The 21,544-nt window shown below is 74.9% G+C and carries 25 protein-coding genes and 1 pseudogene; 13 read left to right on the top strand and 13 right to left on the bottom strand.

Annotated features, from left to right (window positions below):
• A partial coding sequence (locus ACZ6ZI_RS39575; protein ID WP_468803994.1) for an aggregation-promoting factor C-terminal-like domain-containing protein occupies nucleotides 1–85 on the top strand: 85 nt, incomplete at its 5' end.
• Between the two features lie 96 nt (nucleotides 86–181).
• Here the strand turns inward: ACZ6ZI_RS39575 and ACZ6ZI_RS39570 are convergent.
• Nucleotides 182–724, bottom strand: coding sequence for a GNAT family N-acetyltransferase (locus ACZ6ZI_RS39570; RefSeq protein ID WP_469529815.1), 543 nt, complete (start codon nucleotides 722–724; stop codon nucleotides 182–184).
• Nucleotides 725–981: 257 nt separating this feature from the next.
• Here ACZ6ZI_RS39570 and ACZ6ZI_RS39565 point away from each other — a divergent pair, with 257 nt between their 5' ends.
• Nucleotides 982–1,827, top strand: a complete 846-nt coding sequence (locus ACZ6ZI_RS39565) for an endonuclease/exonuclease/phosphatase family protein (protein WP_469529817.1) — start codon at nucleotides 982–984, stop codon at nucleotides 1,825–1,827.
• Between the two features lie 95 nt (nucleotides 1,828–1,922).
• On the opposite strand, the gene gap is transcribed toward ACZ6ZI_RS39565, so the two are convergent.
• Complete coding sequence (gap, locus tag ACZ6ZI_RS39560; RefSeq protein ID WP_469529813.1) at nucleotides 1,923–2,921, bottom strand: type I glyceraldehyde-3-phosphate dehydrogenase; 999 nt, start codon at nucleotides 2,919–2,921, stop codon at nucleotides 1,923–1,925.
• A 108-nt stretch (nucleotides 2,922–3,029) separates the two neighbouring features.
• Entirely contained in the window at nucleotides 3,030–3,989 is a 960-nt protein-coding gene (locus ACZ6ZI_RS39555) for a GlxA family transcriptional regulator (RefSeq protein WP_469529810.1), read from the bottom strand.
• Between the two features lie 205 nt (nucleotides 3,990–4,194).
• Between ACZ6ZI_RS39555 and ACZ6ZI_RS39550 the strand changes: the two genes are divergently transcribed.
• The 3 genes from ACZ6ZI_RS39550 (at nucleotide 4,195) to ACZ6ZI_RS39540 (ending at nucleotide 5,672) form a co-directional block, all read left to right on the top strand.
• The gene (locus ACZ6ZI_RS39550) at nucleotides 4,195–4,797 is read left to right on the top strand and encodes a hypothetical protein (RefSeq protein WP_469529808.1); all 603 of its coding nucleotides are present in this window, start codon (nucleotides 4,195–4,197) and stop codon (nucleotides 4,795–4,797) included.
• Between the two features lie 125 nt (nucleotides 4,798–4,922).
• On the top strand, nucleotides 4,923–5,099 hold the full coding sequence (locus tag ACZ6ZI_RS39545) for a hypothetical protein (RefSeq protein ID WP_469529805.1): 177 nt from the start codon (nucleotides 4,923–4,925) through the stop codon (nucleotides 5,097–5,099).
• Between the two features lie 105 nt (nucleotides 5,100–5,204).
• Nucleotides 5,205–5,672 carry a hypothetical protein gene (locus tag ACZ6ZI_RS39540; RefSeq protein ID WP_469529802.1) on the top strand — a complete coding sequence of 156 codons (468 nt, stop codon included), beginning with the start codon at nucleotides 5,205–5,207 and terminating at the stop codon, nucleotides 5,670–5,672.
• A gap of 31 nt (nucleotides 5,673–5,703) precedes the next feature.
• On the opposite strand, the gene cutA is transcribed toward ACZ6ZI_RS39540, so the two are convergent.
• The 3 genes from cutA to ACZ6ZI_RS39525 form a co-directional block, all read right to left on the bottom strand.
• On the bottom strand, nucleotides 5,704–6,030 hold the full coding sequence (cutA, locus tag ACZ6ZI_RS39535) for a divalent cation tolerance protein CutA (protein WP_469529799.1): 327 nt from the start codon (nucleotides 6,028–6,030) through the stop codon (nucleotides 5,704–5,706).
• A gap of 167 nt (nucleotides 6,031–6,197) precedes the next feature.
• On the bottom strand, nucleotides 6,198–6,410 hold the full coding sequence (locus tag ACZ6ZI_RS39530; RefSeq protein WP_363063624.1) for a hypothetical protein: 213 nt from the start codon (nucleotides 6,408–6,410) through the stop codon (nucleotides 6,198–6,200).
• A 133-nt stretch (nucleotides 6,411–6,543) separates the two neighbouring features.
• The gene (locus ACZ6ZI_RS39525) at nucleotides 6,544–6,873 is read right to left on the bottom strand and encodes a hypothetical protein (RefSeq protein ID WP_469529797.1); all 330 of its coding nucleotides are present in this window, start codon (nucleotides 6,871–6,873) and stop codon (nucleotides 6,544–6,546) included.
• A gap of 309 nt (nucleotides 6,874–7,182) precedes the next feature.
• Between ACZ6ZI_RS39525 and ACZ6ZI_RS39520 the strand changes: the two genes are divergently transcribed.
• The gene (locus ACZ6ZI_RS39520; RefSeq protein WP_469529795.1) at nucleotides 7,183–8,544 is read left to right on the top strand and encodes an LCP family protein; all 1,362 of its coding nucleotides are present in this window, start codon (nucleotides 7,183–7,185) and stop codon (nucleotides 8,542–8,544) included.
• A gap of 16 nt (nucleotides 8,545–8,560) precedes the next feature.
• On the opposite strand, the gene ACZ6ZI_RS39515 is transcribed toward ACZ6ZI_RS39520, so the two are convergent.
• Together ACZ6ZI_RS39515 and ACZ6ZI_RS39510 are read right to left on the bottom strand one after the other, a co-directional pair.
• The gene (locus ACZ6ZI_RS39515) at nucleotides 8,561–9,253 is read right to left on the bottom strand and encodes a response regulator (protein ID WP_469529793.1); all 693 of its coding nucleotides are present in this window, start codon (nucleotides 9,251–9,253) and stop codon (nucleotides 8,561–8,563) included.
• Complete coding sequence (locus ACZ6ZI_RS39510; protein WP_469529791.1) at nucleotides 9,250–10,461, bottom strand: sensor histidine kinase; 1,212 nt, start codon at nucleotides 10,459–10,461, stop codon at nucleotides 9,250–9,252. The genes ACZ6ZI_RS39515 and ACZ6ZI_RS39510 overlap by 4 nt, the downstream gene beginning before the upstream one ends.
• Nucleotides 10,462–10,688: 227 nt before the next feature.
• Here ACZ6ZI_RS39510 and ACZ6ZI_RS39505 point away from each other — a divergent pair, with 227 nt between their 5' ends.
• On the top strand, nucleotides 10,689–11,468 hold the full coding sequence (locus tag ACZ6ZI_RS39505) for a DUF2306 domain-containing protein (protein ID WP_469529789.1): 780 nt from the start codon (nucleotides 10,689–10,691) through the stop codon (nucleotides 11,466–11,468).
• Here the strand turns inward: ACZ6ZI_RS39505 and ACZ6ZI_RS39500 are convergent.
• Nucleotides 11,431–11,910, bottom strand: a complete 480-nt coding sequence (locus ACZ6ZI_RS39500) for a hypothetical protein (RefSeq protein ID WP_469529787.1) — start codon at nucleotides 11,908–11,910, stop codon at nucleotides 11,431–11,433. The genes ACZ6ZI_RS39505 and ACZ6ZI_RS39500 overlap by 38 nt on opposite strands.
• Before the next feature lie 292 nt (nucleotides 11,911–12,202).
• Between ACZ6ZI_RS39500 and ACZ6ZI_RS39495 the strand changes: the two genes are divergently transcribed.
• From ACZ6ZI_RS39495 to ACZ6ZI_RS39480, 4 genes are all read left to right on the top strand, one after another.
• The gene (locus ACZ6ZI_RS39495; protein WP_469529784.1) at nucleotides 12,203–13,816 is read left to right on the top strand and encodes a PE-PGRS family protein; all 1,614 of its coding nucleotides are present in this window, start codon (nucleotides 12,203–12,205) and stop codon (nucleotides 13,814–13,816) included.
• Between the two features lie 160 nt (nucleotides 13,817–13,976).
• A complete protein-coding gene (locus ACZ6ZI_RS39490) occupies nucleotides 13,977–14,291 on the top strand; it encodes a hypothetical protein (protein WP_363063638.1) in 315 nt (104 codons plus the stop codon).
• A gap of 698 nt (nucleotides 14,292–14,989) precedes the next feature.
• Nucleotides 14,990–15,613, top strand: coding sequence for a carbonic anhydrase (locus tag ACZ6ZI_RS39485; RefSeq protein ID WP_469529781.1), 624 nt, complete (start codon nucleotides 14,990–14,992; stop codon nucleotides 15,611–15,613).
• Nucleotides 15,614–15,764: 151 nt separating this feature from the next.
• Nucleotides 15,765–17,348, top strand: a complete 1,584-nt coding sequence (locus ACZ6ZI_RS39480) for a SulP family inorganic anion transporter (RefSeq protein WP_469529778.1) — start codon at nucleotides 15,765–15,767, stop codon at nucleotides 17,346–17,348.
• Nucleotides 17,349–17,449: 101 nt separating this feature from the next.
• Here ACZ6ZI_RS39480 and ACZ6ZI_RS39475 read toward each other — a convergent pair whose 3' ends face one another.
• From ACZ6ZI_RS39475 to ACZ6ZI_RS39465, 3 genes and pseudogenes are all read right to left on the bottom strand, one after another.
• Nucleotides 17,450–18,184, bottom strand: coding sequence for a DUF4232 domain-containing protein (locus ACZ6ZI_RS39475; RefSeq protein WP_469529775.1), 735 nt, complete (start codon nucleotides 18,182–18,184; stop codon nucleotides 17,450–17,452).
• Nucleotides 18,185–18,387: 203 nt separating this feature from the next.
• Nucleotides 18,388–18,603 (bottom strand): annotated as a pseudogene (locus ACZ6ZI_RS39470) (ArsR/SmtB family transcription factor); the annotation flags it as partial.
• 88 nt (nucleotides 18,604–18,691) lie between these two features.
• Nucleotides 18,692–19,228 (bottom strand): EF-hand domain-containing protein, encoded by a 537-nt coding sequence (locus ACZ6ZI_RS39465; protein WP_469529772.1) that lies wholly within the window; start codon nucleotides 19,226–19,228, stop codon nucleotides 18,692–18,694.
• 265 nt (nucleotides 19,229–19,493) lie between these two features.
• On the opposite strand from ACZ6ZI_RS39465, the gene ACZ6ZI_RS39460 reads away from it, so the two are divergent.
• Nucleotides 19,494–19,901 (top strand): globin family protein, encoded by a 408-nt coding sequence (locus ACZ6ZI_RS39460; protein WP_469529771.1) that lies wholly within the window; start codon nucleotides 19,494–19,496, stop codon nucleotides 19,899–19,901.
• An 87-nt stretch (nucleotides 19,902–19,988) separates the two neighbouring features.
• The gene (locus tag ACZ6ZI_RS39455) at nucleotides 19,989–20,786 is read left to right on the top strand and encodes an FAD-binding oxidoreductase (RefSeq protein ID WP_469529769.1); all 798 of its coding nucleotides are present in this window, start codon (nucleotides 19,989–19,991) and stop codon (nucleotides 20,784–20,786) included.
• Here the strand turns inward: ACZ6ZI_RS39455 and ACZ6ZI_RS39450 are convergent.
• Nucleotides 20,760–21,467, bottom strand: a complete 708-nt coding sequence (locus ACZ6ZI_RS39450; protein ID WP_469529767.1) for a DUF4232 domain-containing protein — start codon at nucleotides 21,465–21,467, stop codon at nucleotides 20,760–20,762. The two genes, ACZ6ZI_RS39455 and ACZ6ZI_RS39450, sit on opposite strands and share 27 nt — an antisense overlap.
• Nucleotides 21,468–21,544 lie beyond the last annotated feature (77 nt).

The raw sequence follows: 21,544 nt of genomic DNA, 5'->3' as shown, positions 1-21,544 counted from the left end.
CAAGTGGGGCCTGGACTACATGAACGAGCGCTACGGCAGCCCCGTGGGCGCCTGGAACTTCTGGCAGGCCAACCACTGGTACTAGGCCGCCCCGGGCGACAGCCCCCAGCCACACGCGAAAGACGCCCGACCGGGACACCCCGGCCGGGCGTCTTTCGTGTACCCGGGAGCGCTTCGCCGGTCAGGGGCGGTCCAGGCCCCAGGTCTGGAGGGAGTAGGGCCGGCCCTTCTCCTCGCCCTCGATCAGGGGCACGTCGAGAAGCCGGAAACCGGTGCGGGTGGCCACGCTCACGCTGGCGGCGTTCTCCGCCTCCAGCTCCAGGATCACCCGGTCCACGCCCAGCCGCTCGAAGGCGTACGCGGCCATCAGCCGCACCGCGCCGGCGGCCAACCCCTTGCCGCGGTGGGCGGGGCCGAGCGCGTAGCCGAGCTCGGTGCCCTCGGGAGCGCGCTTCAGCATCATCTCGCCGAGCGGGGCTCCGCCGTCGACGGTGATCGCGAGGAGGATGGCGGTGCCCTCCGCGCGCAGTCGCCGGGCCCGGTCGAGGCGGGTGTGCGCGGCCTCGGCGTCGAAGGGGGAGACGATCGGCGTCCAGTACGCGATGTCGGGGTGGTCGAAGAGTCCGGGCATCGCGGCCACGTCCGACTCCGTCCAGTCGCGCAGGACCACGCCCTCCCCGGTCAGCTCGATGCGGTCGGGAAAGGGGAGTACGGCGCTGCTCATGGTGGGGCCTCCGTGGCCGGTAGGGGAGGAGGCAGGATATGCGGGTCCCGGGCCCCGGGGCACGGCAATATCACCGGGCCCGCCCGTCCCGCGCGGGCAGCCGGGCGCACCGGCGTCCGGGACTCCGGCGGGGGTCCTCGGTCGCTCCGCGGGACGTCCCCTACGCTCGGGCACGGAAGACGGCACGCGGTGCCGTACGCGACCTGGAGCGGGAGGCGACGGTGGCCGGAAACGGCGTGCGGTGGGTCGCGGGCGTCATGATCGCGGCCTGCGCGGTGCTCGTCGGCCCCAGCGCACCGGACGGCGGTCTCGTGGCCCTGCCCCTGCCGGCCGACGCCGTCGAGGAGGTCGTGCCGAACCGGGTCATGACGTGGAACATCTGCAACCCCTGCGGCGGAGGCGGGCACGACCTCGGCAGGGCCATGGAGATCGCCACGTACGCGCCCCAGGTCGTCGCGCTCCAGGAGGCGTGCGTACGGGACGTCGAGCGGATCCGGGACCACCTGGAGGGCCTCTACGGGCTCGTCTACCACGTCGAGTACGGGATGGTGCTGCGCAAGCGCAACCGGTGCGGGGGACTTCCGTGGAGCCCGGGGGAGTACGGCCAGGCGATCCTCTCCGCGGCGCCGATGAGCGACCGCGTGAACGTGGAGTACCCCGACGGCGGGTCCGAGGACCGCGGGTACATGGCGGTCACCACCACCGTCGCCGGCCGCTCGGTCCGCGTCTTCAACACCCACCTCGCCGAACGCCGGCAGGGGGAGGTCCGGGCCGGGCAGGTCGGCGTCCTGGCCGCCGAGGTCGCCCGCCACGAGCGGGCGATCGTCCTCGGCGACTTCAACGCCCGGCCGGACGCACCCGAGCTCGCGCCCCTGTGGCCCCTCGTCACGGCTGCCGCCCCCGGCTGCCGCCCCGCGCCCACCGAGGCCTGCGAGCCGACCACCGACTGGCGCCTGCGGTTCGACTACGTCTTCCTGCGCGGCATCGCCCCGAGCGGGGACCGGGTGCGCCCGAGCCCGTACTCGGACCACCACATGGTCTACGCCGACCTGGCCGGAAGGCCGGGTGAGCAGGACGGTCGGGTGAGGGAGACGGTCGGGTGAGCGGGACGGTCGGGTGAGGAGGGGGACGCCCGGCACCCCCGAGTACCGGGCGCCGGGCCCTGAGCATCGCGACGCGGGCGCGTCGGGCGGGCGGATCAGCCGGCGGCGAGCAGGGTGAGGGTGTCGATCACGCGGTTCGAGAAGCCCCACTCGTTGTCGTACCAGGCGACGACCTTGATGTGCCGGCCCTCGACGCGGGTCAGCTCCGAGTCGAAGATCGACGACGCGGGGTTGCCCGTGATGTCCGAGGACACGAGCGGGTCGTCGGAGTACTCCAGCACGCCGGCCAGCGGTCCGGCGGCGGCGGTGCGGTAGGCCTCCAGGACCTCCTCGCGGGTCACGTCGCGCGCGACGGTGGTGTTGAGCTCGACGATCGAGCCCACCGGGACGGGCACGCGGATCGAGTCGCCCGACAGCTTGCCGTCCAGACCCGGCAGGACCAGGCCGATCGCCTTGGCGGCGCCCGTCGAGGTCGGCACGATGTTGACGCCGGCGGCGCGGGCGCGGCGGGGGTCGCGGTGCGGGCCGTCCTGCAGGTTCTGCTCCTGCGTGTAGGCGTGCACGGTGGTCATGAAGCCGTGCTCGATCCCGGCGAGGTCGTCGAGTACGGCGGCCAGCGGGGCGAGCGCGTTGGTCGTGCACGAGGCGTTCGAGACGATCGTGTGCAGGGCCGGGTCGTAGGCGTCGGTGTTGACCCCGTAGGCCAGCGTGACGTCGGCGCCGTCGGACGGCGCGCTGACGAGCACCTTGCGGGCGCCGGCCTTGAGGTGACCGCGGGCGGCCTCGGCGGAGGTGAACCGACCGGTGGCCTCCAGCACGATGTCGACGCCGAGCTCGGCCCACGGCAGCTGCTCCGGCTCGCGCTCCGCGAGGACCGTGATGCGCCGGCCGTCGACGACGAGGACGTTGCCCTCGACCGTCACCGGGCGACCGAGTCGACCGGCGGTGGTGTCGTAGGCGAGCAGCCGCGCCAGGGTGGCGGGCTCGGTGAGGTCGTTGACGGCGACGACCTGGAGGTCGCTGTCGCGCTCCAGCAGCGCGCGCAGCACGTTGCGTCCGATGCGGCCGAATCCGTTGATGGCGATGCGAGTCATGAGCGATGTCCCTTTCGTTCGCCATCAGGTTCGCGCCCGCGGACGGCCCGTGACAGCGGCGAGATCGCCATGGTTCGTAAGGATCTCGCCAGGACGGCCGGGGGCGGTCTACTCGCCCCGCGTGAAGGTCCGCCGGTACTCGGTCGGGGTGGTCCCCAGGATGCGGTGGAAGTGCAGCCTGAGGTTGGCGCCGGTGCCCAGGCCCACGTCGGCGGCGATCTGCTCGACGCTGCGCTCCGAGCGTTCCAGCAGCTCGCGGGCCAGGTCGATCCGCGCCCGCATGACCCACTGCATCGGCGTGTACCCGGTGTCGTCGACGAAGCGACGCGAGAACGTGCGCGGCGAGACCCCCGCGTGCCCGGCGAGCGCGTCGAGGGTGAGGGGCTCCCCGAGCCGGTGCAGCGCCCACTCGCGGGTGGCGGCGAACCGTTCGCCGAGCGGATCGGGCACGCTGCGCGGCACGTACTGCGCCTGCCCGCCGCTGCGGTAGGGGGCGGCGACCAGGCGCCGCGCCGCGTGGTTCGAGGCCGCGACGCCGAGGTCGCCGCGCAGGATGTGCAGGCACAGGTCGATGCCGGAGGCGGCGCCGGCCGAGGTCAGCAGGCTCCCCTCGTCGACGAACAGGACGTTCTCGTCGAGCCGGACGAGCGGGTGCTTCGCCGCCAGCGCCCGCGCGTAGTGCCAGTGCGTCGTGGCGCGCCTGCCGTCGAGCAGTCCGGTGGCGGCGAGCGCGAACGCGCCGGTGGAGATGGCGGCGAGCCGTGCGCCGCGCGCGTGCGCGGCGACCAGTGCGTCGAGGACGGGCCGCGGCGGATCGTCGCGGTCCGGAAGGCGGTAGCCGGGGACGAAGACGATGTCGGCCCACGCGAGCGCCTCCAGACCGTGGGTGACGTGGTACGACAGCCCGTCCCCGCCGGTGACGAGTCCGGGCGCCGCGCCGCACACCCGGACCTCGTAGGGCATGCTCGCGCGGGTCGTGAACACCTGGGCGGGGATGCCGACGTCGAGGGGCTTGGCGCCCTCCAGGACGAGGACGGCGACACGGTGGAGGCGGGAGGGGGGCGGCACGGCGACAAGGGTATGCGGCCGTCGGCGGGCAGTTCCCGGCCGCCCGGGCCGGCCGCCCCGGCCGCGCACCCACCGGGTCGGAGCGGGTGCGCCTCCTGCCCGGGGCGCCGGCCCCTCGGCCACGGTCGCCGCGCCGTGTGACGTACGGTCAGGGCGGCCGATCCGGCGGCCTTTCGGCCGTGTACGCGCCGACTATCCTCGCGGTATGAAGATCATTCCGGTTCTCGGCGTCGGGGCGGCGTTCGGAGCCGTCACCTCGCTCGTCAACGCCCTCTCCTCCCCGTTCTCCTCGCTCGGAGCGCCCCTCGTGGGCACCGTCCCGGGGGGCGCGGCCAAGGTGCTCAGCCTGTTGCTGGACGCGGGCTGGACGTGGGCCGCGCTCGCGGTGGCGGTGGGCGTGACGGCCCGGACGTGGGGCAGGGGCGCCGCGGCGGGCGCACTGGGGCTGATGGCGGCCACGGCGGCGTACTACGTGACGGACTCCTTCGCGCGTGGCGAACCGCTCGCCGGCTACGGACCGGACCTGATCCTGTGGTGGGTGGCCAGTGTCCTGTTCGGCTCGATCCTCGGCGTGGTCGGCGCCGCCGTCAGGCGCCCCGGGGTGATCGGCCTGCTCGCAGCCCTGACGGTGCCGGTCGGCGCCGCCGCGCAGATGCTCCTGATGCCGCCCCGCCCGCACATGACCCTGACCCCGGGCATCATCGCCGCCGAGGCGATCGTCTGGACGGCGGCCGCGGTCGGCGCGGTGTGGGCCGTCCACCGCTTCCGGTCCGAACGGCGTGCGCCCCGTCATCCCGTCGGCCACTGACGGGGGACACCGACTTCGGGGAATCGCCGGGCATACCGGCCGGTAAGGGGGCAGCGCCGTCGCGGATTTGATAGTTCTGGCCTAAGCCGGTGCAACCGTCCGCCCGGTGGGAAAGGGTGAGGGCCGTGTCCGTCTCTGAGGTCGACCGTCCGAGAATCGTCGTCTGCGCGTACTGCAAGGCCACGGAACGCAGCGGCGCCGCGCGGACGTTGTCCGCCGCCGGAGGTGCGCTGTCGGTGACCTGGCACACCCGCACCTGCCCCCACCTGGCCGCCGACCTCATCCTCGCCGCCGACCGCTGACGGTCGGGGCCGATCGCGGACGGTGGCCGATCGACGGCGGGCGGCCGATGGCCGGTGGTTGCCCCCCGGTGATCCCGGGCGCCGGGCGGCCGGCAGCATGGCGCGATGCGCAGACGCCACCACGCCACCGCCGTGCTCCTCGCCGCCGCCCTCCTCGGCCTGACCGCGTGCGACGGCGACCCCGCCCCGGCCACCCCCTCCGCCTCGCCCACCCCCGACGCCGGAGGTCCGGCGGCACCCGCGCCCTCCGCCACCCCGGACGCTCTCGCAGCGGGCGATCTGGAGCGGGTCGTGCGTGAGTACTCGGGGCACTACTTCGCGGGCGAGGGCGCGACCGCGTACGTCTTCCTGTCGGCGCGCTGCCGCGCCGCGGCGGGCGACGCCGCCGCCTTCGCGGACACGATCGGGCGCGCCGCGCGGGAGTACGGGCCGCAGGAGGTCGAGACCCTCAGGGTCGACCGGATCGCGGGTGACACGGCCCGGGTCACGTACACGTACGCCGTGCCCGGGCTGGACCGCGAGGAGCAGCCCTGGACGCGCGAGGGCGGCGCCTGGAAGTACGACGCCTGCTGACCTCGGCGCCGGGCCGGCCGTACCGGGCCCGTCACGCCCCGCCGGTCTCCTTCACCACCCACCCGAGGTACTCCTCGGTCGTCTCCGTGACCGGCAGCACGACCCACTGCGGGACCGGGGAGGTGTGGTCCGCGTGCGCCCACGCCCGCAGTTCCTCCAGGCGGGCCCCGGTCGTCTGGAGGGAGACCCGGTAGCCGCGCTCGTGCCGCAGCTTGCCCTCCTCCCACTGGAAGAGGGTCATCCGCGCCTCCACCTGCGCGCCGGCCGCCAGCCTGGACTCGACCGCCCCGCGGGCGAGTTGGTACGCCTTGTCCTCGTCGGTCAGAATCGTCTGCGCGATCACGACGGTGTCCGCCATATCCGGCCTCCTCGATCGGTTGTGCCGCGACCCTACCGACCGGCCCCGGACCCCCGTACGGCCGGTCCCCCGGCGGCCGTTGGCCACCGGGGGACGGGAGGGCACGTGCGCGCACCGCGAGCGGCCCGGTGCGGACGCCCTCGGGCGCCCGCACCGGGCCGGCCGCGTCAGCTCGGACTCCGCCCGCGGTCCCGCCCCGCCGACTGCGGCGGGATCCTGCGCAGCCGCCGGGCGGTACGCCGACGCGGCCCCGCCCTGCGCACCTTCTCCGCGAAGGCCCGGTCCGCCCTGCGTTCCGGTTCGGTGGGGGCGACCGCCGGGGCGAGCGCGATCGCGGCGATGGCCACGACCACCACGACGAAGATGATTCCGATACTCATGGACACGATTCCCGCCTTTCGCCTTGACTCCAAACATCCTGTGACTACTCAACGTTTCCGCTACGGGATCGAATAAACACGCTGAGTGATGTTTGAGCCGGCTCGGGCCGGTTGACGAGGCGCGACGCGGGCGTCAATGGCCTTGACGCGCCCCGTGTTCCATCGGCTCGACGCTCGCCGGGCGCGCGTCGAGGTCCAGGGGCAACACGGCCGCGCGCTCTCCGGGCCCGGTCGCCGTGACGGGGACGGAGAGGCTCCGACACATGCGGTGGACGCGGCCCAACGCGCCCAGGGTCAGGGGAGAGGGGTCGGCCGTCGGCAACTCGATCACCACCCGTCGGGGGCGGTGGGCCTGTACGAGGGCCTCGATCTCCAGGGCGGCCGCCGCCCGGTCGGAGACGTTCAGCTCCCGCGGGATCCTCGCGTACAGGGTGTCCTGGGTGATGTGGTGCTGGATGATCATCCTCGCCTCCCCGCGGCGCTCCGTACGGCACCGACGGCAGGGGGTGCCGGATTCCAGTGTGGGCCATGCGTCGCGAGGGGGGCGAGAGCACGCCGCCGGGGAGCCCCGGCGCGGTTGAGGGAGCCGCTCCGGAGCCGCCGCACCCGGCCCCGGCCGGGGCGGGATCGCCCACGATGTCCTCGCCCCTCCCGGGTGCGCCACGTCCTGGCACACCCCTTCGGCGTGTGATGGTCGGTCAATCACCTTTCCTCCCTTAATGTCTGCTGGAACGTCCCGACCCTGACGCGCCGATCCTCTGGGGAGTCCGCTGTGCGACGGTTGACCCTTGCCCTGGCCCTGGCATCGTCCCTCGCCCTGGGTTCCTGGTCGGCCCCGTACGCGCTGTCGGCGGACGGGTCGACCCCGCGCTCCGCGCCCGGCCGCGGCACGAACATCCTCGTCGTCGGCATCGACAGCCGCACCGGGCTCTCCGCCGCCGAGAAACGCCGCCTCAACGTCGGCGGCAAGGGCTGCGACTGCACGGACGTCATGATGCTCGTCCACCTCTCCGCCGACCTCCGCCGCGCCAGCGTCGTCTCCATCCCGCGCGACTCCTACGTCGCCTACGCCGTCGAGACGCAACCCGCCCCCAAGGGCAAGATCAACGGCGCCTACGCCCTCGGCCGGGGCCCCCTGACGGTCGCCACCGTGGAGAAGGTCACCGGCCTGCGCGTCGACCACTACCTGGAGACCGGCTTCACCGGCTTCGAGCAGGCGGTCAACGGACTCGGCGGCGCCGTCGTGTGCACCGACAAGGCCCTCAAGGACGAGAACTCCGGACTCGACCTCGCCGCCGGCCTCCACCACGTCGACGGCCGCGGCGCCCTGCGTTACGTCCGGGCCCGACACGTCGAACGCCCCGGCGACCTCGGACGGGTCCGCCGCCAGCAGCGCGCCGTCTCCGACCTGCTGACCAGGCTCCGGAGCGACCGCGTCCTCACCGACCCGATCAGCACCTACGACGCGGCCCGCACCCTGCTCAAGAGCGTCCGGACCGACGCGCGCACCAGCGTGTGGGACCTGGTGCGCCTCGGCACGGCCCTCGGGCGACTGAGCCCCTCCCGGACCGAGTTCGTCACCGTACCGATCAGCGAGTTCGACCGCCGCGTCCCCGGCGTCGGATCCACCCTGATCTGGCACGACGAGCGCGCCCGGGCCCTGTGGACCGCGCTCGCCGAGGACCGGCCGGTCAAGGGCGACACCCGCGTCCAGCCCCGACCGGCGAACCTCGTCCCCAACAACCCGGCCTCGGTGAAGGTCCGGGTCGACGCCGCCCGGGTGGCCGAGGCCCTGCGCGCCGCCGGGTTCGCGGCCTCGGACGCATCCGCGGCCGCGCCCGCGATCCGCCGGCCGGGGCCGCCCGTCATCCGCCACGCACCGGGCCGGGAGGACGACGCGACCACCCTCGCCACCGCGCTGCCGGGCGCGCTGCGGGAGGCGGTCCCCGGCCATGGCGCGGCGCTCGACGTGCTGGTCGGCACCGACCCCGTCACGGTGCGGCCCGTCACCTACGACCGCAACGTCGTCGACGGAGCCGCGGTCACCGGTGACTCCCTCGGCTGCCTCGGCGCCGACCGCGTCGGGGTGGAGCGGGCCGGGGCCGACCGGGCCGGGGACGCGGGCGTCGGGTGAGCGGCGTGGGGCACCGTCACGACATGAGTCCGCTCCGGTAGGAGATCGCGACGGCCTGCGCGCGGTCACGGGCCCCCACCTTCGCCAGGATCCGTTTCACATGGGTCTTCACCGTGGACTCGGCGAGGGACAGCAGCGCGGCGATCTCCGCGTTGGACAACCCCCGCGCCACCTCCCGGAGCACCTCGCGTTCCCGCGCGGTGAGCCGCTCCAGCCGGTCGTCGACCGGCCGGGCGTCGGCCGGCGGGGGCGGACCCGGCGCGGGATGGGCGGCGAGTCGCGCGAGGACGTCACGGGTGACCGCCGGGTCCAGCAGGGCCTCGCCCGCCGCGACCGTCCGCACGGCGTCCACCAGCCTCTCCGGGGTGGCGCGCTTGAGGAGGAACCCGCTCGCTCCCGCCCGGACCGCGTTCCACACGTACGCGTCGTGGTGGAAGGTCGTCAGGACCAGGACCCGCGTGCGCAGCCCCTCGGCGACCACCCGGCGGGTCGCCTCCACCCCGTCGACGCCCGGCATGCGGATGTCCATCAGGACCACGTCGGGCGCCAGTTCGCGGCACAGGCGCACCGCCTCCAGCCCGTCCGCGGCCTGGCCGACCACCTCCAGGCCCTCCTCGGTGCCGAGGACCAGGGCCAGGCCGGCCCGCAGCAGCGCGTCGTCGTCGGCCAGGACGATCGTCACCCGCGGCGGGGTGCGGCGGCCCGTCATCGCACCGGAAGGCGCACGCGCAGGCGGAAGCCGCCGTCCTCGCCGCGCCCGTGGTCGAGGGTGCCCCCGAGGACCGCGACCCGTTCCCCGATGCCCAGCAGACCGCGGCCGGGCGCGTAGTCCGGCGCGGCCCCCCGCCCGTCGTCGCTGACGTCGATGTCGAGCAGGTCCCCGGTGCGCAGCACGCGCACCTCGGCGGACCGGGCGCCGGCGTGCTTGAGGGTGTTGGTGAGGGCCTCCTGCACGATCCGGTACGCCGACACGTCGATGCCGCCGGGGAGTTCGTCGCGGCCCGCGTCGATCCGCGTGCCCACCTTGAGGCCCGCCCGCTCCAGCCGCTCCGTGAGCCGGGGCAGGTCGCCGAGCCCGGGCCGGCCCGGGAGGGCGTCGCCCGGCTCGGCCGCGGCGGTGCGGCGCAACAGGCCGAGGACGCGGTCGAGTTCCTCCAGCGCGTCGCGGCCGGTCTCCTCCAGTTGCCCCAGCACCTCGCGGGCCCGATCGGGGTCACGGTCCAGCAGCCGCCGCCCGGCCCCCGCCTGGACGAGCATCAGGTTGACCGTGTGACCGATGAGGTCGTGCAACTCCCGGGCCATGCGCGCGCGTTCCCCCGCGACCACCTCCCGCCGCAGGCGCAGCCGGGCGGCGTCACGCTCCTGGAGCCGTCGGGCGGTGCCGTAGCCGATCGCCCAGCCCAGCAACCAGAGGAACAACACGCCCGCGGGCATCACGGGGCGGACGGGGTGCCCCGCCGGGCCGGTGAACCAGGCGACCATGCCGAGGTAGGCGAGGAAGGGCCCGAACCAGGCCCGGGTGCGGGTCCCGTACAACCCCAGCGAATACAGACCGAGCAGGTTCGCGTACGGGGACACGGCGCCGGCGGCGCCCCACAGGGCCTCCACCGACAGGGCCGCGGTGCCCACCGCGTACGCCGCCAGGGGCGCCGTCCTGCGGAAGGCCAGGGAACCGGCGACCACGACGGCCGGCAGGAACGCGGCGGCCGGCCCGACGCCCGCGTGTCCCGGGGACTGGGACCGTTCGGCGACCGTCGCGAGGAGGAAGCCGAGCGCGATCACCGTGTCGACGGCCACGGCACGGCCGACCGACCCGCGCGGGAACCGGAATCGGAACGGGAACGGCAGCGGGTCCGGGGCGGACGGCCGCGGCCGCGGGAGCCGGCCGACGAGCGGGGACGGGGTGAGGCGGTGCATCGCGGTCGGGTACCTCCGGCCGAGGGCGGGCGCACGGGCCGGCGCAGACGCCGTCGCCCGCCGGTCCCCGAACGCTAGCCGGGACCGACACGGGCGCACATCGTCCCACGGGGGTACGTCGATCCCCGACCGAGGACGCGGCGACCCCGACGTACCCCCAAGGGAGGAGACGGGACACCCCCGGCGGGGGCCGCGACGGGTGCGGCGTCCTTCCTAGCGTGACGGGCATGAACCGGACTTCCGACACGGGCGCGGGCGCGCCTCCTCCCCGCCCCGGGGACACCCCCGAAACCCCCCTCGCCACCACCCGGCGACCCGAGCGACCGCGCCTGCCGGGCCGCGCCGCCTGGTGGACGATCACCCTGCTCGCCGCCGCCACCGCCCTCCTGGGGGCGCGCTACCTCACGCTGGACCCCGAGGTGTTCCTGGAGGAACAGCGGGCCGCCTATCTGGACCGCCTCACCCCGCTGTTGCTGCACATCGGAGGCGGCACGGCCGCGCTGCTCCTCGGCCCCTGGCAGTTCGTGGCACGGCTGCGGACCCGCCGGCCCGCGGCGCACCGGATCGTCGGCCGCGCCTACCTCGTCTGCGTGGCGGCCACGGCCGCCGGGGGACTGCTGCTCGTGCCCGGCGCGCTGGTGCCCCCGATCGCCCCGATCGGCTTCGCCCTCCTCGACGTCCTGCTCGTCCTCACGACGACGGCGGCCCTCCGGACCGCACGACGGCGCCGTTTCGACCGGCACCGGGTGTGGATGGTCCGCTCCTACGCGCTGATCCTGTCCGCCGTGACGCTGCGCCTGTGGCTGGTGTCCTGCGCGGCCCTCGGAGTGCCGTTCGACCTCGCGTACGCCTCCGCCGCCTGGACCTGCTGGCTGATCAACCTGCTGCTCGCGGAACTCGCCCTGGCCCAAGGGTTCTTCGGCCCGGCGTCCGGGCCCGGGGCCGGATCGGCGGCCGGGCCGGCGGCGGTCAGGGCGTCCGCCGGCCGTCCCGGAGCCCGGCCGTGAGGGCGTCGTCGAAGGAACCGTGCACCTCGGCCCCGTCGGCCGGGAGGACGCCGCGCAGCACGGCGCGGGACCGCGCGGCGCGCACCACGGCGCCCATCCCCCTGCCCTGCGCGCGGCAGAGCCGCGCGACCCGCGACACGGTGCTCAGGGTGGCGGGGGTGGGCGCCCCCGGCACGTCCACGATCACGTGGCGCGGAGCGTAGGCGCCGAGCAGCGAGTCGATGGCCCGCGTGGTCCCGGCGCGTTCCCGGATCGACAGGGTGCCCGGCAGGCGCACCAGCAGGACGCCGTCCCCCAGCGGGGTGTGGGACGGCACCGCGTGCGCGCGCTCCGCCCGCCCCGGTGCCGCCGCCCCGGGCACGGGTTCCCGTACGTCGACCGGGCCGGGGAAGGGCGCGGCGCCGGAGTGGCGGCGGGGCGTGATCTCGCGTGCGGTCGTCATGTCGGGCGGGCCTCCGGGTCTGCGGGGCGGGATCGGCACGGGTCCGCCGCGAGGCGGAACGGCGGTCCGGGGCGGGCGCCCCGATCGGGTGCCGCCTGCCCCCGTCCGCCGCGATCATGCGCGGCGACCTCCCGCACCGGCCCGACGCACCACCGCCGGGTCGCCGCCCGTCACGGGGCTCCGCGCCGGGCGGCGACCCCGGACGACCGGAGTGCGCGGCCCCGGGGGAGGATGGCGACACGCCCGGGAACGGGGACGGAGCGGGACGGCACGGAGAAGGGGCACGGCGCACGTGAGCGAGGACCGGCCGCGGGACCACGACGGCATCGACACCGCCGCCGAAGGGGCGGACCGCGACGGCGCCGAGGAGCGGGCCGGGGAGAGCGCCGAGGAGCGGGCCGCGCCCTGGGCCGCCTTCACCGCCGATCCGCCCCCGGGCGACCACGAGGTCCACCGGAGCTGGGTCGAAGGACTCTCCGCCAACCCGGCCACCCCCGCGAGCGCCCGTACGCAACTGCTGCGCCGCAGCACCACGTTGCTGCGGCTGCTCCCGGCGGACGAGGCCGTGGAGGCGGCCCTCGACCATCCCGACGGCGGGCCGAGGCTGCGCAGGGAGCTGGTCGAGGCGCGTCGGGACCTGACCCCCGCGCACTGGGCCCGCCTGATCCGCGCCGCCGGCACCGAACGCGAGCGGTGGCTCCTCGCCACGCTCGCCGCGAGCGCCCGCGTCACCCTGGACGCGCCGACCTGCGCCCTGCTCGCCACCGACCCGTCCACCCGCGTACGCGCCGAGGCCGCCGCACTGCCCGGCCTGCCCGCCGAGCAGGCCGCCGCCCTGACCGCCGACACCGACACCGGTGTCCGCGCCGCCGCCTGCCGGGGCGCCTGGCCCGTCCTGACGCGGGAGCGTCGCCGGGCCCTGCGCGCCGATCCGGCACCGGCGGTCCGCGCCGCCGCCCTGCTGCGCCACCACGAGGAGCACCCGCTGTCGCGCGCGGACTTCGACGCCCTGACCCGTACCGGCGACGGCTGCGCCGACACGACCGAACGGGCCGTGGCCGGCTGCCTCCTGGGCCCGGACCTCGTCGAGCACCTCCTCACCGGTGGGGACGCACGCCTGCGCACCACCCTGGCCGGAAACCCCCGCCTCGCCCCCGACGCCGTCCGCCGCCTCGCGCACGACGCCGACGCGGAGGTCCGTCACGCCCTCGCCCTGCGGGGCGACCTCACCGAGGAGCAACGGGCCGCGATCCGCGTCGACATCGACCCCCGCACGACCTCCTCCACCCTGGAGTGGGTCGAGGAGCTGCACGGGGACCCCGAGGCCATGCGGCGGCTCGCGGCCTCCTCGCACCCGCTCGTGCGCCGCAGCGTGGCCCGGGCCCGCAGGCTGCCGCCCGACGTGGCCGGCCGGCTGGCGTGGGACACCGATCCGGTCGTCCAGATCTTCCTCGCCGAGTCCTGCGAGGACGCCCCCGCCGAGATGCTGCTGCGCGTGTGGACCTGGTGGACCGGCAGCCTGTCCGCCCCGGGCCGCCCCCGTACGCACCCGGCCTTCCCCCGCGACGGCCTGGTCCGGTACGCCGACGACCCGCACGGGCGGATGCGGTGCCTGGCCCTCGACGACCCGGGGTCCCGACCGGAGCTCGTGGCCCGCTTCGCCCGTGACCGCGACCCGGAGGTCCGTCGCCGGGCGGCCCGCGATCCGAGGCTGACGGGCGCCGACGCCGCCCGCCTCGCCGAGGACCCGGACGGCGGTGTCCGATCGGCGGCCCTGCGCCATCCGGGGCTCCCGGCGCGCGTGCTGGCGCGGCGGCTGCTCGACCCGGACTCGGCGCGCGACGCCGCCGCCAACCCGGGCATCCCGCCCGCCGTCCTGCACGCCATGGCGTCCGCCCGTACGTAGGTCGCGTGCTCCCGGGCCGCCTCCCGGGCCGCCTCCCGGGCCGCCTCCCGGGAGGCGGCCCGGCGCCCGCTCGCCGCGGTGGAAGGGCGGGAGGAGGATGGAAGGGGGGCGGTACCGGCCCGGGCCGCCCGCGCCCCGCTCCCCGCGGAGAGGAAGGATCATGAACCGAACCGCGCGCCTCCTCGTCCTCGGCGCCTTCGCGGCCGCTTCGTTCACCACCGTCCCGGCCGCCTACGCGATGCCCGCGCCCTCCGCCCTGCCGAGCGCGACCTGCTCGACGTCCGGAATCCTGGCGAACGGGAAGGTCCACCTGTCCGGCGGTGGTTTCACCCCTGGCCCGGCCTACGTGACCGGCTCGTCCGGCCTCGGCGGCACGGTGGAGATCGCCCAGAACGGCGGCTTCCAGGTCATGAACGTGCCCCCCGGGCAGTACACGATCCGACAGGGCGGCGAACTGACCGAGTGCAGCACCTGACGCCTTCAGGGCAGGGGGACCCCTCAGGTGCGCGACGCAGTACGGGTCAAGCGCCGCGTGCCGGGACCGCCGGATCGCACATGCTGACCGGATTCGGCGGGGTGGCCGAATTCGATGGGTCGATGCCGGCGCGCGAATGGCGTGGGGCGGTCTTTGGGCGCCTTTTCGTGCGCCAATGCCTCCGTGACCGCCCCGGGCGCCCCGCCGCGTGCGCCCGCATCCGCCCGGCGTGAATCCATCGCCTTGTGTCAGGCGTATGCCGAACGGATGTTCATCGGGCGACGCGGGTAAAGAACGGCGCGTGAATTTCCCCTCCCCTCTGAAGTCGTCTTGGCCCACTCGTCACGGGAATTGACGTGCGACCGGCCGGTCACGTCTGTCCGTGTCCAGTCAATGCCAGGCGATAGGTGTTTAAATCGCGCAAATCGGCACGACTGAAACGGAATTGGGGCATCCGGATTCCCGACCGTCGGGCCCGGGTCGTGTGGCTAAAGTACGGTGGCGAAAATTCGATCTGTCACGTATTGGTAATGCCTTGGTAAATTGAGGTCGCGACCATAATGCAGAATGGGGGCGCGGCGGATTCCCTGTCGGAATCTCGACCCCGACCCGTTCGGCATCCGTTCCGTTCGCACATCTCGACCCGACCCGACCACACCGCGCCCACGACAGACGGAGGGCGCAGGAGGCAGGCTGCCATGAAATCCCTCATCGACAAGGCGCGCACGTTTTCCGCGAGCCACGTGGCCGACCCCCGGCACGCGGACCGGTTCCGCGCCCTGGAAGCCGGACAGGCGCCCGAGGCCCTGTTCATCACGTGCTCGGACTCCCGCGTGGTACCGACGCTGATCACGGGGGCGGTCCCCGGTGAACTCTTCGAACTGCGCACCGCCGGGAACATCGTTCCCCCCTACCCAAGCGACGGCCATCCCACGGGGGAGGCCGCCACCATCGAATACGCCGTCAGCGTCCTCGGCGTCCGCTCCGTGGTCGTCTGCGGCCACTCGCACTGCGGGGCCGTCGGGGCCGTGGTCCGCGGCGACGACCTCTCGGGGGTGCCGGCCGTCAGGGGCTGGCTCGACCGGGCCGTGTCGCCGCGCGCCCCCGTGCGCTCGCTCGCCTCGCCCGCGGCCCCCGACGTGGCCGAAGCCGTCCAGGCCCACACACTCGCCCAGGTCGAGGCGTTGCGCTCCTACCCGTGCGTGCGCGAGCGGTCGGCGGCCGGGCTGCTGACCGTCCACGCCTGGTACTACGAAGTGCACACGGGCGCCGTGAGCGCCCACCGCCCCGAAGCCGGGAACGCGGTGTTCGAAGAGCTGTGATCCCCGAACGTCCGGTGCCGGCGGCGTCGAAGCGACTGCCGACCGCACCGCACCACCGGGCCGACGCCGACTCGCGCCCGGCCCACCACCGCTCCTGCTCACTCCGCCGGGCCTCGTGCCGCCGCCTTCGACCGACGGGAAACCCCCGCCCATGAACAACCGCACCCCCACGGCCGGTCCACCCGGCCCGACGGACGCGGGCGCCCTGTCCTCGGCGCTCGCCGCACTGCGCACCCCCACCCTGCTCCGGAAGGAGGCCGCGGCCTCACTGGTCGTCTTCCTCGTGGCCCTGCCGCTGTGCGTCGGCGTGGCCGTCGCCTCCGGCGTCCCCGCCGAACTCGGCATCGTCACCGGCATCGTCGGCGGGATCCTCGTCGGCCTCATGCCCGGCAGCCGGATTCAGGTCAGCGGCCCCGCCGCCGGACTGACCGTGCTGGTCTTCGAAGCCGTACGCGAATTCGGCCTCGGCATGCTCGGCGCCATCGTGCTCGCCACCGGCCTGCTCCAGGTCCTCCTCGGCCTGGCCCGCTGCGGGCGCTGGTTCCGGGCCATCTCCGTCTCGGTGGTCCAGGGCATGCTCGCCGGCATCGGACTCGTCCTGGTCTTCGGCCAGTTGTACACGCTCGCCGGAGCGGCCCAACCCCGCTCGGGCATCGACAAGATCCTGGGCGTCCCCCGGCTGGTGGTTGACACCGTCACCAGCGGACCCGCCCTGACCGCCGCGGGCGTCGGACTGCTCGCCGGCGTCGTCCTCGTGGCCTGGAAGTGGACCCCGGCCCGGGTCCGCGCGGTGCCCGCCCCGCTGGCCGCCGTCGTCCTTGCCACCGCGCTCGTCGCCGGACTCGGGCTGGACGTCCCCAGGGTCGAGGTGCGCGGACTCCTCGAAGCGGTCCAACTCCCCTCGCTCGGCGCACTCCAGGGTCTCGGCACCCTGGCCGTCCTGGGCACCGTCCTGGCCTTCACCCTCATCGCCTCGGCGGAATCCCTGTTCAGCGCGGCCGCCGTCGACCGCATGCACGACGGCCCGCGCACGCACTACGACAAGGAACTCGTCGCGCAGGGCGTCGGCAACACCGTCTGCGGCGTCCTCGGGGCGCTCCCCATGACCGCCGTCATCGTGCGCAGCGCCGCCAACGTGCAGGCGGGGGCGACCACGTTGCTGTCCCGGGTCATGCACGGCGTGTGGCTGCTGCTGTTCACCGTGCTGTGGCCCGCGGCCATCGGGGTGATCCCGCTGCCCGCGCTCGCCGCCGTCCTCGTGCACGCCGGCTGCAAGCTCATCCCCTTCAAGGCGCTCGTACCGCTGTGGCGGCGGCACCGGGGAGAGGCGCTGATCCTGTGCGCGACGGCCATCGCCATCGTGACGACGAGCATGTTCGAGGGAGTGGTCCTGGGACTGCTGCTGGCCGTGGTCAAGGCCGCCTGGGAGACCTCGCACGTCCAGCTCACCACGCGTGAACTCGTCGGCGGGCGAACGGTGGTGGAGCTCACCGGCAACGCCACCTTCCTGCGTCTGCCGCACATCCTGGAGACCCTGGAAGCGCTGCCCAAGGACCGGCCGGTCGAGCTCGACCTGACCGAGGTGCGCCACCTCGACCACGCCTGCCGCGCCGCGCTGGAAGGCTGGGCGGCCCGGCACCACGACGCCGGGACGACTCCGGTGAAACTGCGGGAGGCGGAGCCTTCGGCGACCGCCCCGGCCACCGGCTCCGGATCGAGACCGGCGGCGGACTGACGCGCGACCCGGCCCCGGGCGCGGAGCCCGGCCCGGGGGCCGGTCCCCGCACCCGGGGTCCGTGCTTCCGAGCGCGGGTGAGCGGGTCCGCGCCGGGCCCCTCAGTGCGGGAACAACGGCGTGACGGCGGCCTCCGAGCTGCTGTTCCAGTACGTCACCCGGGCCTTGTCGTCCACGTGCACACCGCCCTTCGGCATCGGCAACAGCACCCCCTCGCCCGTGTTGTGGTCGGGGCGCTGACCGTGCGGCGCGAGCGCCATGTTCCTGACGAGCGTGCTCACGCCCTTGTCGCTCTGGCGCAGCAGCAGACCGGCGTACGCCTCCTTCCCGGGGGCGAGCGTCACCTCCGTACCCGGCTTGGAGCCCGTGAAGACCCCCACGAGCCGGCCGTTTCCGGTCTCCAGCCGCAGCACCGGGTGGCTGCGCAGCCTGCACGGCTCGGTGCCGGTGTTGGTGACGACCAGCAGCAGCCTCGTGTCGTCCTTCGTGGGCGGCACGGCCCACTCCACCCTCACGTCGGTGTACTCGTCGGGGCAGTTGCCGTCGATGCCGGTCGGGTCGCCCTCCGCCTCGCCCGGTCGCCCCGGAGCGGACGAGGGGGCCGTGGGCCTGACCGACGGGGTTCCCGGCGCGGACGCGGAGGGAGCCGCCGGGGCGGAGGTCGAGGGCGACGGGGAGGCGGAGGAGGAGGCGGACGGGGACGCCGACCGCGCGGGCGGTGTGGCACCGGCCTTGTCGTCGCTCGGCGTACAGGCGGCGGCGCTCAGGATCGCCGCGGCGCCGAGGCCCAGGGCGGCGATTCTGCGGGCGTGGGTGGTCTTGCGGAAGGTGCGCATCGAGAGCCCCCGTGGTGACTGACGTGCCGGTTCGGTCTCGGCAGGATGCCCGGTCGGACGGCGGATTCACGCCCCCGCGAGGACCGTTACGGCTCGCGCACGCGGCGGTGACGGTTCCGTCGTGAAGGGCGGGGCGGCGGGCGCGGGAGGCCGTTCGCGGACCTCCGGTCGAGGGGGTTGCGCGCGCCGCCGGGGCCTTCGCCTCAATCGTGCGGGGCCTCGCCGCTGACGCCGTGGTCGGCGTGGCTCAGCGCCTCCACGACGAGCCGGCGCAGGTGTCCGTCCCCGAGCCGGTAGACCACGTGGCGCCCCTCCCGGCGGGTCTCCACCAGGCCGGCGAGCCGGAGCTTGGCCAGGTGCCGGCTGACCGCGGTGCGCGAGGCGGAGCACCGCTCGGCGAGGGAGCCGACGTCCGACTCGTCCCCCGACGGGCGAAGACCCCCACCCCACCGGCGCGGGCCCCGGCCGCTGACGTCTCCGGGGGCGCGCGGCGGGGCCGGTCGCGGTTCAGTACGTGGGGAGCGGCCCGTAGAGCCAGTTGCCGGGGAGCTCGGGATCGGTTCCGGTGTGGTACTCGCGGAAGGCCCGGACCAGTTCGTCGCGGCTGATCATCCCGTCGCCGTCGCGGTCCAGCCGGGTGAAGACGGCGGCCGCCGCCTCCCGCGACACTCCGTAGGCCCCGATCCAACGGGTGAACTCGTCCGGCAGGAGGCGCTCGTCGCGGTCGGAGTCCATGGCCGTCATCACCTCGTCGACGATGGGCAGGATCGCCTCGTCGAATCCGACCTCGCGGGAGAGGGCGAACCAGGTGGTGACGAACTCCTCCTCGTCCAGCTCCGCGTCCAGACCGCGACCGAGGTGGCCCGACATGCGCGCCCAGGCCTCGTCGTACCGGGCACGGAGCCTGCGGGCGGAGGGGGATTCGGCGTCCTCGCCGGCGGCCTCGGCCAGGCGTCGGGCGAGCCCGTCGTAGTCGGCCTTGGTGACCCGGCCGTCGCCGTCACGGTCGAACAGACTGAACCGGTTGTGCAGCTTCGCCGCCATCAGATCATCCACGCCGTCGTGCCCATTCCCGTCGAGGTCGCTCTCCTGTCGCCGGTGCAACGAAGCACGGGCCCGTCGGTCACCGTCCGGACCGCACGCTCCGCCCGTCCGGACGCCACCCTTTGATGGCGTCCCGTCAAACAATGGGCCGTTCGGCCCTGTTGCCCGGAATGCCCCGCGTGTTCACTCGTGCTTCGGTACGCCTTCAGCGACGGACGCCGTCCGCAGCGGCGCGGCGGGGCGGACCGGCTATCCGGAGAAGAACGTGAACCGACAGAACACCTACCACGCGCTCCTGGCACGACAGGACGCGATGCGGCTGCGCAGGCGGCTGATGGCCCCGGCCCGCCAACCGACCGCGCCCGGCACCGGCCCGGACTCCCACACCGCCCCCGACGACGGCGACGCCGCCGCCGACCAACGCCTGATCATCCGGCACCTGCACCTCGTGAGCCCCTTCGACCGGCTCATCGACCACCTCTACGACGCCCTCTTCGAGCGCCACCCCTACCTCCGGGGCCTGTTCCCCGACTCGATGGCCTTCCAGCGCGCCCACCTGGCGAGCGCCCTGCGGTACCTGATCGACCACCTGCACCGGCCGGACGAACTGGCCGCTTTCTGCACCCGACTGGGCCGCGACCACCGCAAACTGGGCGTGCGGCCGGTGCACTAGGAGCTGTTCGAGGCCGCGCTCGTCCAGGCGCTGCGCACCCTGGCCGGCGAGGGGTGGAGCCGGGAGCTGGAGCGGGCGTGGCTCCGGATGCTCGGCCTCACCGTCACCGCCATGGTCGCCGGCGCCGAACAGGCCCTCGCCGAACCCCCCTACTGGAACGCCGTGGTGACCGGGCACCGGCGCTGCGGACCGGACCTCGCGGTGCTCCGGGTCCGCACCGGCGAGCCGTACCCCCACCTGGCCGGGCAGTACACCAACGTCCAGACGCCGCGCCTGCCGCACGCCTGGCGGCCCTACTCCCTGGCCGGCGCGCCCGGCGAGGACGGGGAACTGGAGTTCCACGTCCGTCGCACCGGACCCGACGGGGTGAGCGGAGCACTGGTGACCCGCACCGAGGTCGGCGACACGCTGCGCCTCGGGCCCGCCCAGGGCGACACGACACCAGACCACACCTCGGAGCGGGACGTGCTGATCGTGGCAGGGGGCACCGGCTGGGCCACCGCCAAGGCGCTGCTGGAGGAGATGGCCCGAACCCCCCGACCCCGGCGCGGGATCCACCTGTTCCTCGGGGCACGGACCCTCCACGACCTGTACGACACCGCCGCCCTCACCTCGCTCGAAGGCCGCTGCGCCGGGCTGCGCGTGATCCCCGTCGTCGGGGAGGGCACCGCCGCCGGGAACGGCTCGGTGGTGGAGGCGATGGCCCGCGCCGGCGACTGGTCCGGACACGACGCCTACGTCAGCGGACCGCCCGGCATGGTCCGTGCAGCGGTGGACCGCCTGACCGCCCGGGGCTTACCCGCCGACCGGATCCGCCACGACCCCCTCGGCTCACCGCGGCCCGGGCCCTCGACCGGCTCAGCGCGACCGGAGGGTGTCCAGTGAGTCGCGCGCGGTGAGGTGGTAGAGCCCGACCCGCGGTGCGGCGACGGTACCCGTGGGGGCGAGGGGCAGGCTGACTCCGTCGGCGTTCGGCATGTGGTGCGCGTCGGCCAGGATGTTGATCTCGTCGGCCACGGGACCGCGGCCGCCCGAGGGGTTGAGGTCCACCGCCGCGTACGTGGTGGCCCCGGGCCGCACCGGGTGTGCCGGCGCGCCGCCCAGGCCCTCGGGAGGCGTCGCCTGGATGCCGAGTGCGGCGCCCTTGGCGCTGAACCCGACGGCGGGGTGGTAGTCGAGCCCGCACGGCTTGGAACCGTTGTTGGTCACCGCGACGACCCGGACCGTCGCCGGGAGGCCCTGCGGAGAGGTGACCTCGACGGTGAGGTTCCGGGCGGAACAGGGGTGCTTGTAGGCGTAGGCGTCGTCGGCCGCCGACGCGGCGGAGCCCTCGGCACCCTTGCCGTCCGGCGTGGCCGCAGCGGCCGGTGTGGCCGAGGCCGCCGACGCCGTGGGTGTCGCCGGGGTCACCGGTGTCACGGCGGCGTTCGGCGTGGCGGAAGCCGTCGGCGCCCGGGGCGCCTCGGGCGCGGCGCCCTGGGCGCCCGCACCCCCGCAGGCGGCCAGGGTCAGGGCCAGCCCGATGGCGCCGGCCAGGGCCGTGGCACGGCTCCGATGGATGTGCATGAGGTGACTCCCCGTCTCGTCCGTCCTTCGGAACGCAATCCGCCCCGGTGGGAGCCACTATGCACGTGCGGTGCGCC

It is taken from the genome of Streptomyces sp. NPDC103540 (assembly GCF_055584445.1).
This window is presented reverse-complemented; position numbering and strand designations above follow the sequence as displayed.

Coding starts and splice junctions, on each gene's coding strand:
- ACZ6ZI_RS39530 (WP_363063624.1), bottom strand. CDS start 6,410: ATGAGTATCGGAATCATCTTCGTCGTGGTGGTCGTGGCCATCGCCGCG.
- ACZ6ZI_RS39570 (WP_469529815.1), bottom strand. CDS start 724: ATGAGCAGCGCCGTACTCCCCTTTCCCGACCGCATCGAGCTGACCGGG.
- ACZ6ZI_RS39480 (WP_469529778.1), top strand. CDS start 15,765: ATGAACAACCGCACCCCCACGGCCGGTCCACCCGGCCCGACGGACGCG.
- gap (WP_469529813.1), bottom strand. CDS start 2,921: ATGACTCGCATCGCCATCAACGGATTCGGCCGCATCGGACGCAACGTG.
- ACZ6ZI_RS39515 (WP_469529793.1), bottom strand. CDS start 9,253: ATGACGGGCCGCCGCACCCCGCCGCGGGTGACGATCGTCCTGGCCGAC.
- ACZ6ZI_RS39525 (WP_469529797.1), bottom strand. CDS start 6,873: ATGATCATCCAGCACCACATCACCCAGGACACCCTGTACGCGAGGATC.
- ACZ6ZI_RS39485 (WP_469529781.1), top strand. CDS start 14,990: ATGAAATCCCTCATCGACAAGGCGCGCACGTTTTCCGCGAGCCACGTG.
- ACZ6ZI_RS39490 (WP_363063638.1), top strand. CDS start 13,977: ATGAACCGAACCGCGCGCCTCCTCGTCCTCGGCGCCTTCGCGGCCGCT.
- ACZ6ZI_RS39455 (WP_469529769.1), top strand. CDS start 19,989: ATGCTCGGCCTCACCGTCACCGCCATGGTCGCCGGCGCCGAACAGGCC.
- ACZ6ZI_RS39505 (WP_469529789.1), top strand. CDS start 10,689: ATGAACCGGACTTCCGACACGGGCGCGGGCGCGCCTCCTCCCCGCCCC.
- ACZ6ZI_RS39475 (WP_469529775.1), bottom strand. CDS start 18,184: ATGCGCACCTTCCGCAAGACCACCCACGCCCGCAGAATCGCCGCCCTG.
- ACZ6ZI_RS39510 (WP_469529791.1), bottom strand. CDS start 10,461: ATGCACCGCCTCACCCCGTCCCCGCTCGTCGGCCGGCTCCCGCGGCCG.
- ACZ6ZI_RS39565 (WP_469529817.1), top strand. CDS start 982: ATGATCGCGGCCTGCGCGGTGCTCGTCGGCCCCAGCGCACCGGACGGC.
- ACZ6ZI_RS39550 (WP_469529808.1), top strand. CDS start 4,195: ATGAAGATCATTCCGGTTCTCGGCGTCGGGGCGGCGTTCGGAGCCGTC.
- cutA (WP_469529799.1), bottom strand. CDS start 6,030: ATGGCGGACACCGTCGTGATCGCGCAGACGATTCTGACCGACGAGGAC.
- ACZ6ZI_RS39500 (WP_469529787.1), bottom strand. CDS start 11,910: ATGACGACCGCACGCGAGATCACGCCCCGCCGCCACTCCGGCGCCGCG.
- ACZ6ZI_RS39450 (WP_469529767.1), bottom strand. CDS start 21,467: ATGCACATCCATCGGAGCCGTGCCACGGCCCTGGCCGGCGCCATCGGG.
- ACZ6ZI_RS39465 (WP_469529772.1), bottom strand. CDS start 19,228: ATGGCGGCGAAGCTGCACAACCGGTTCAGTCTGTTCGACCGTGACGGC.
- ACZ6ZI_RS39540 (WP_469529802.1), top strand. CDS start 5,205: ATGCGCAGACGCCACCACGCCACCGCCGTGCTCCTCGCCGCCGCCCTC.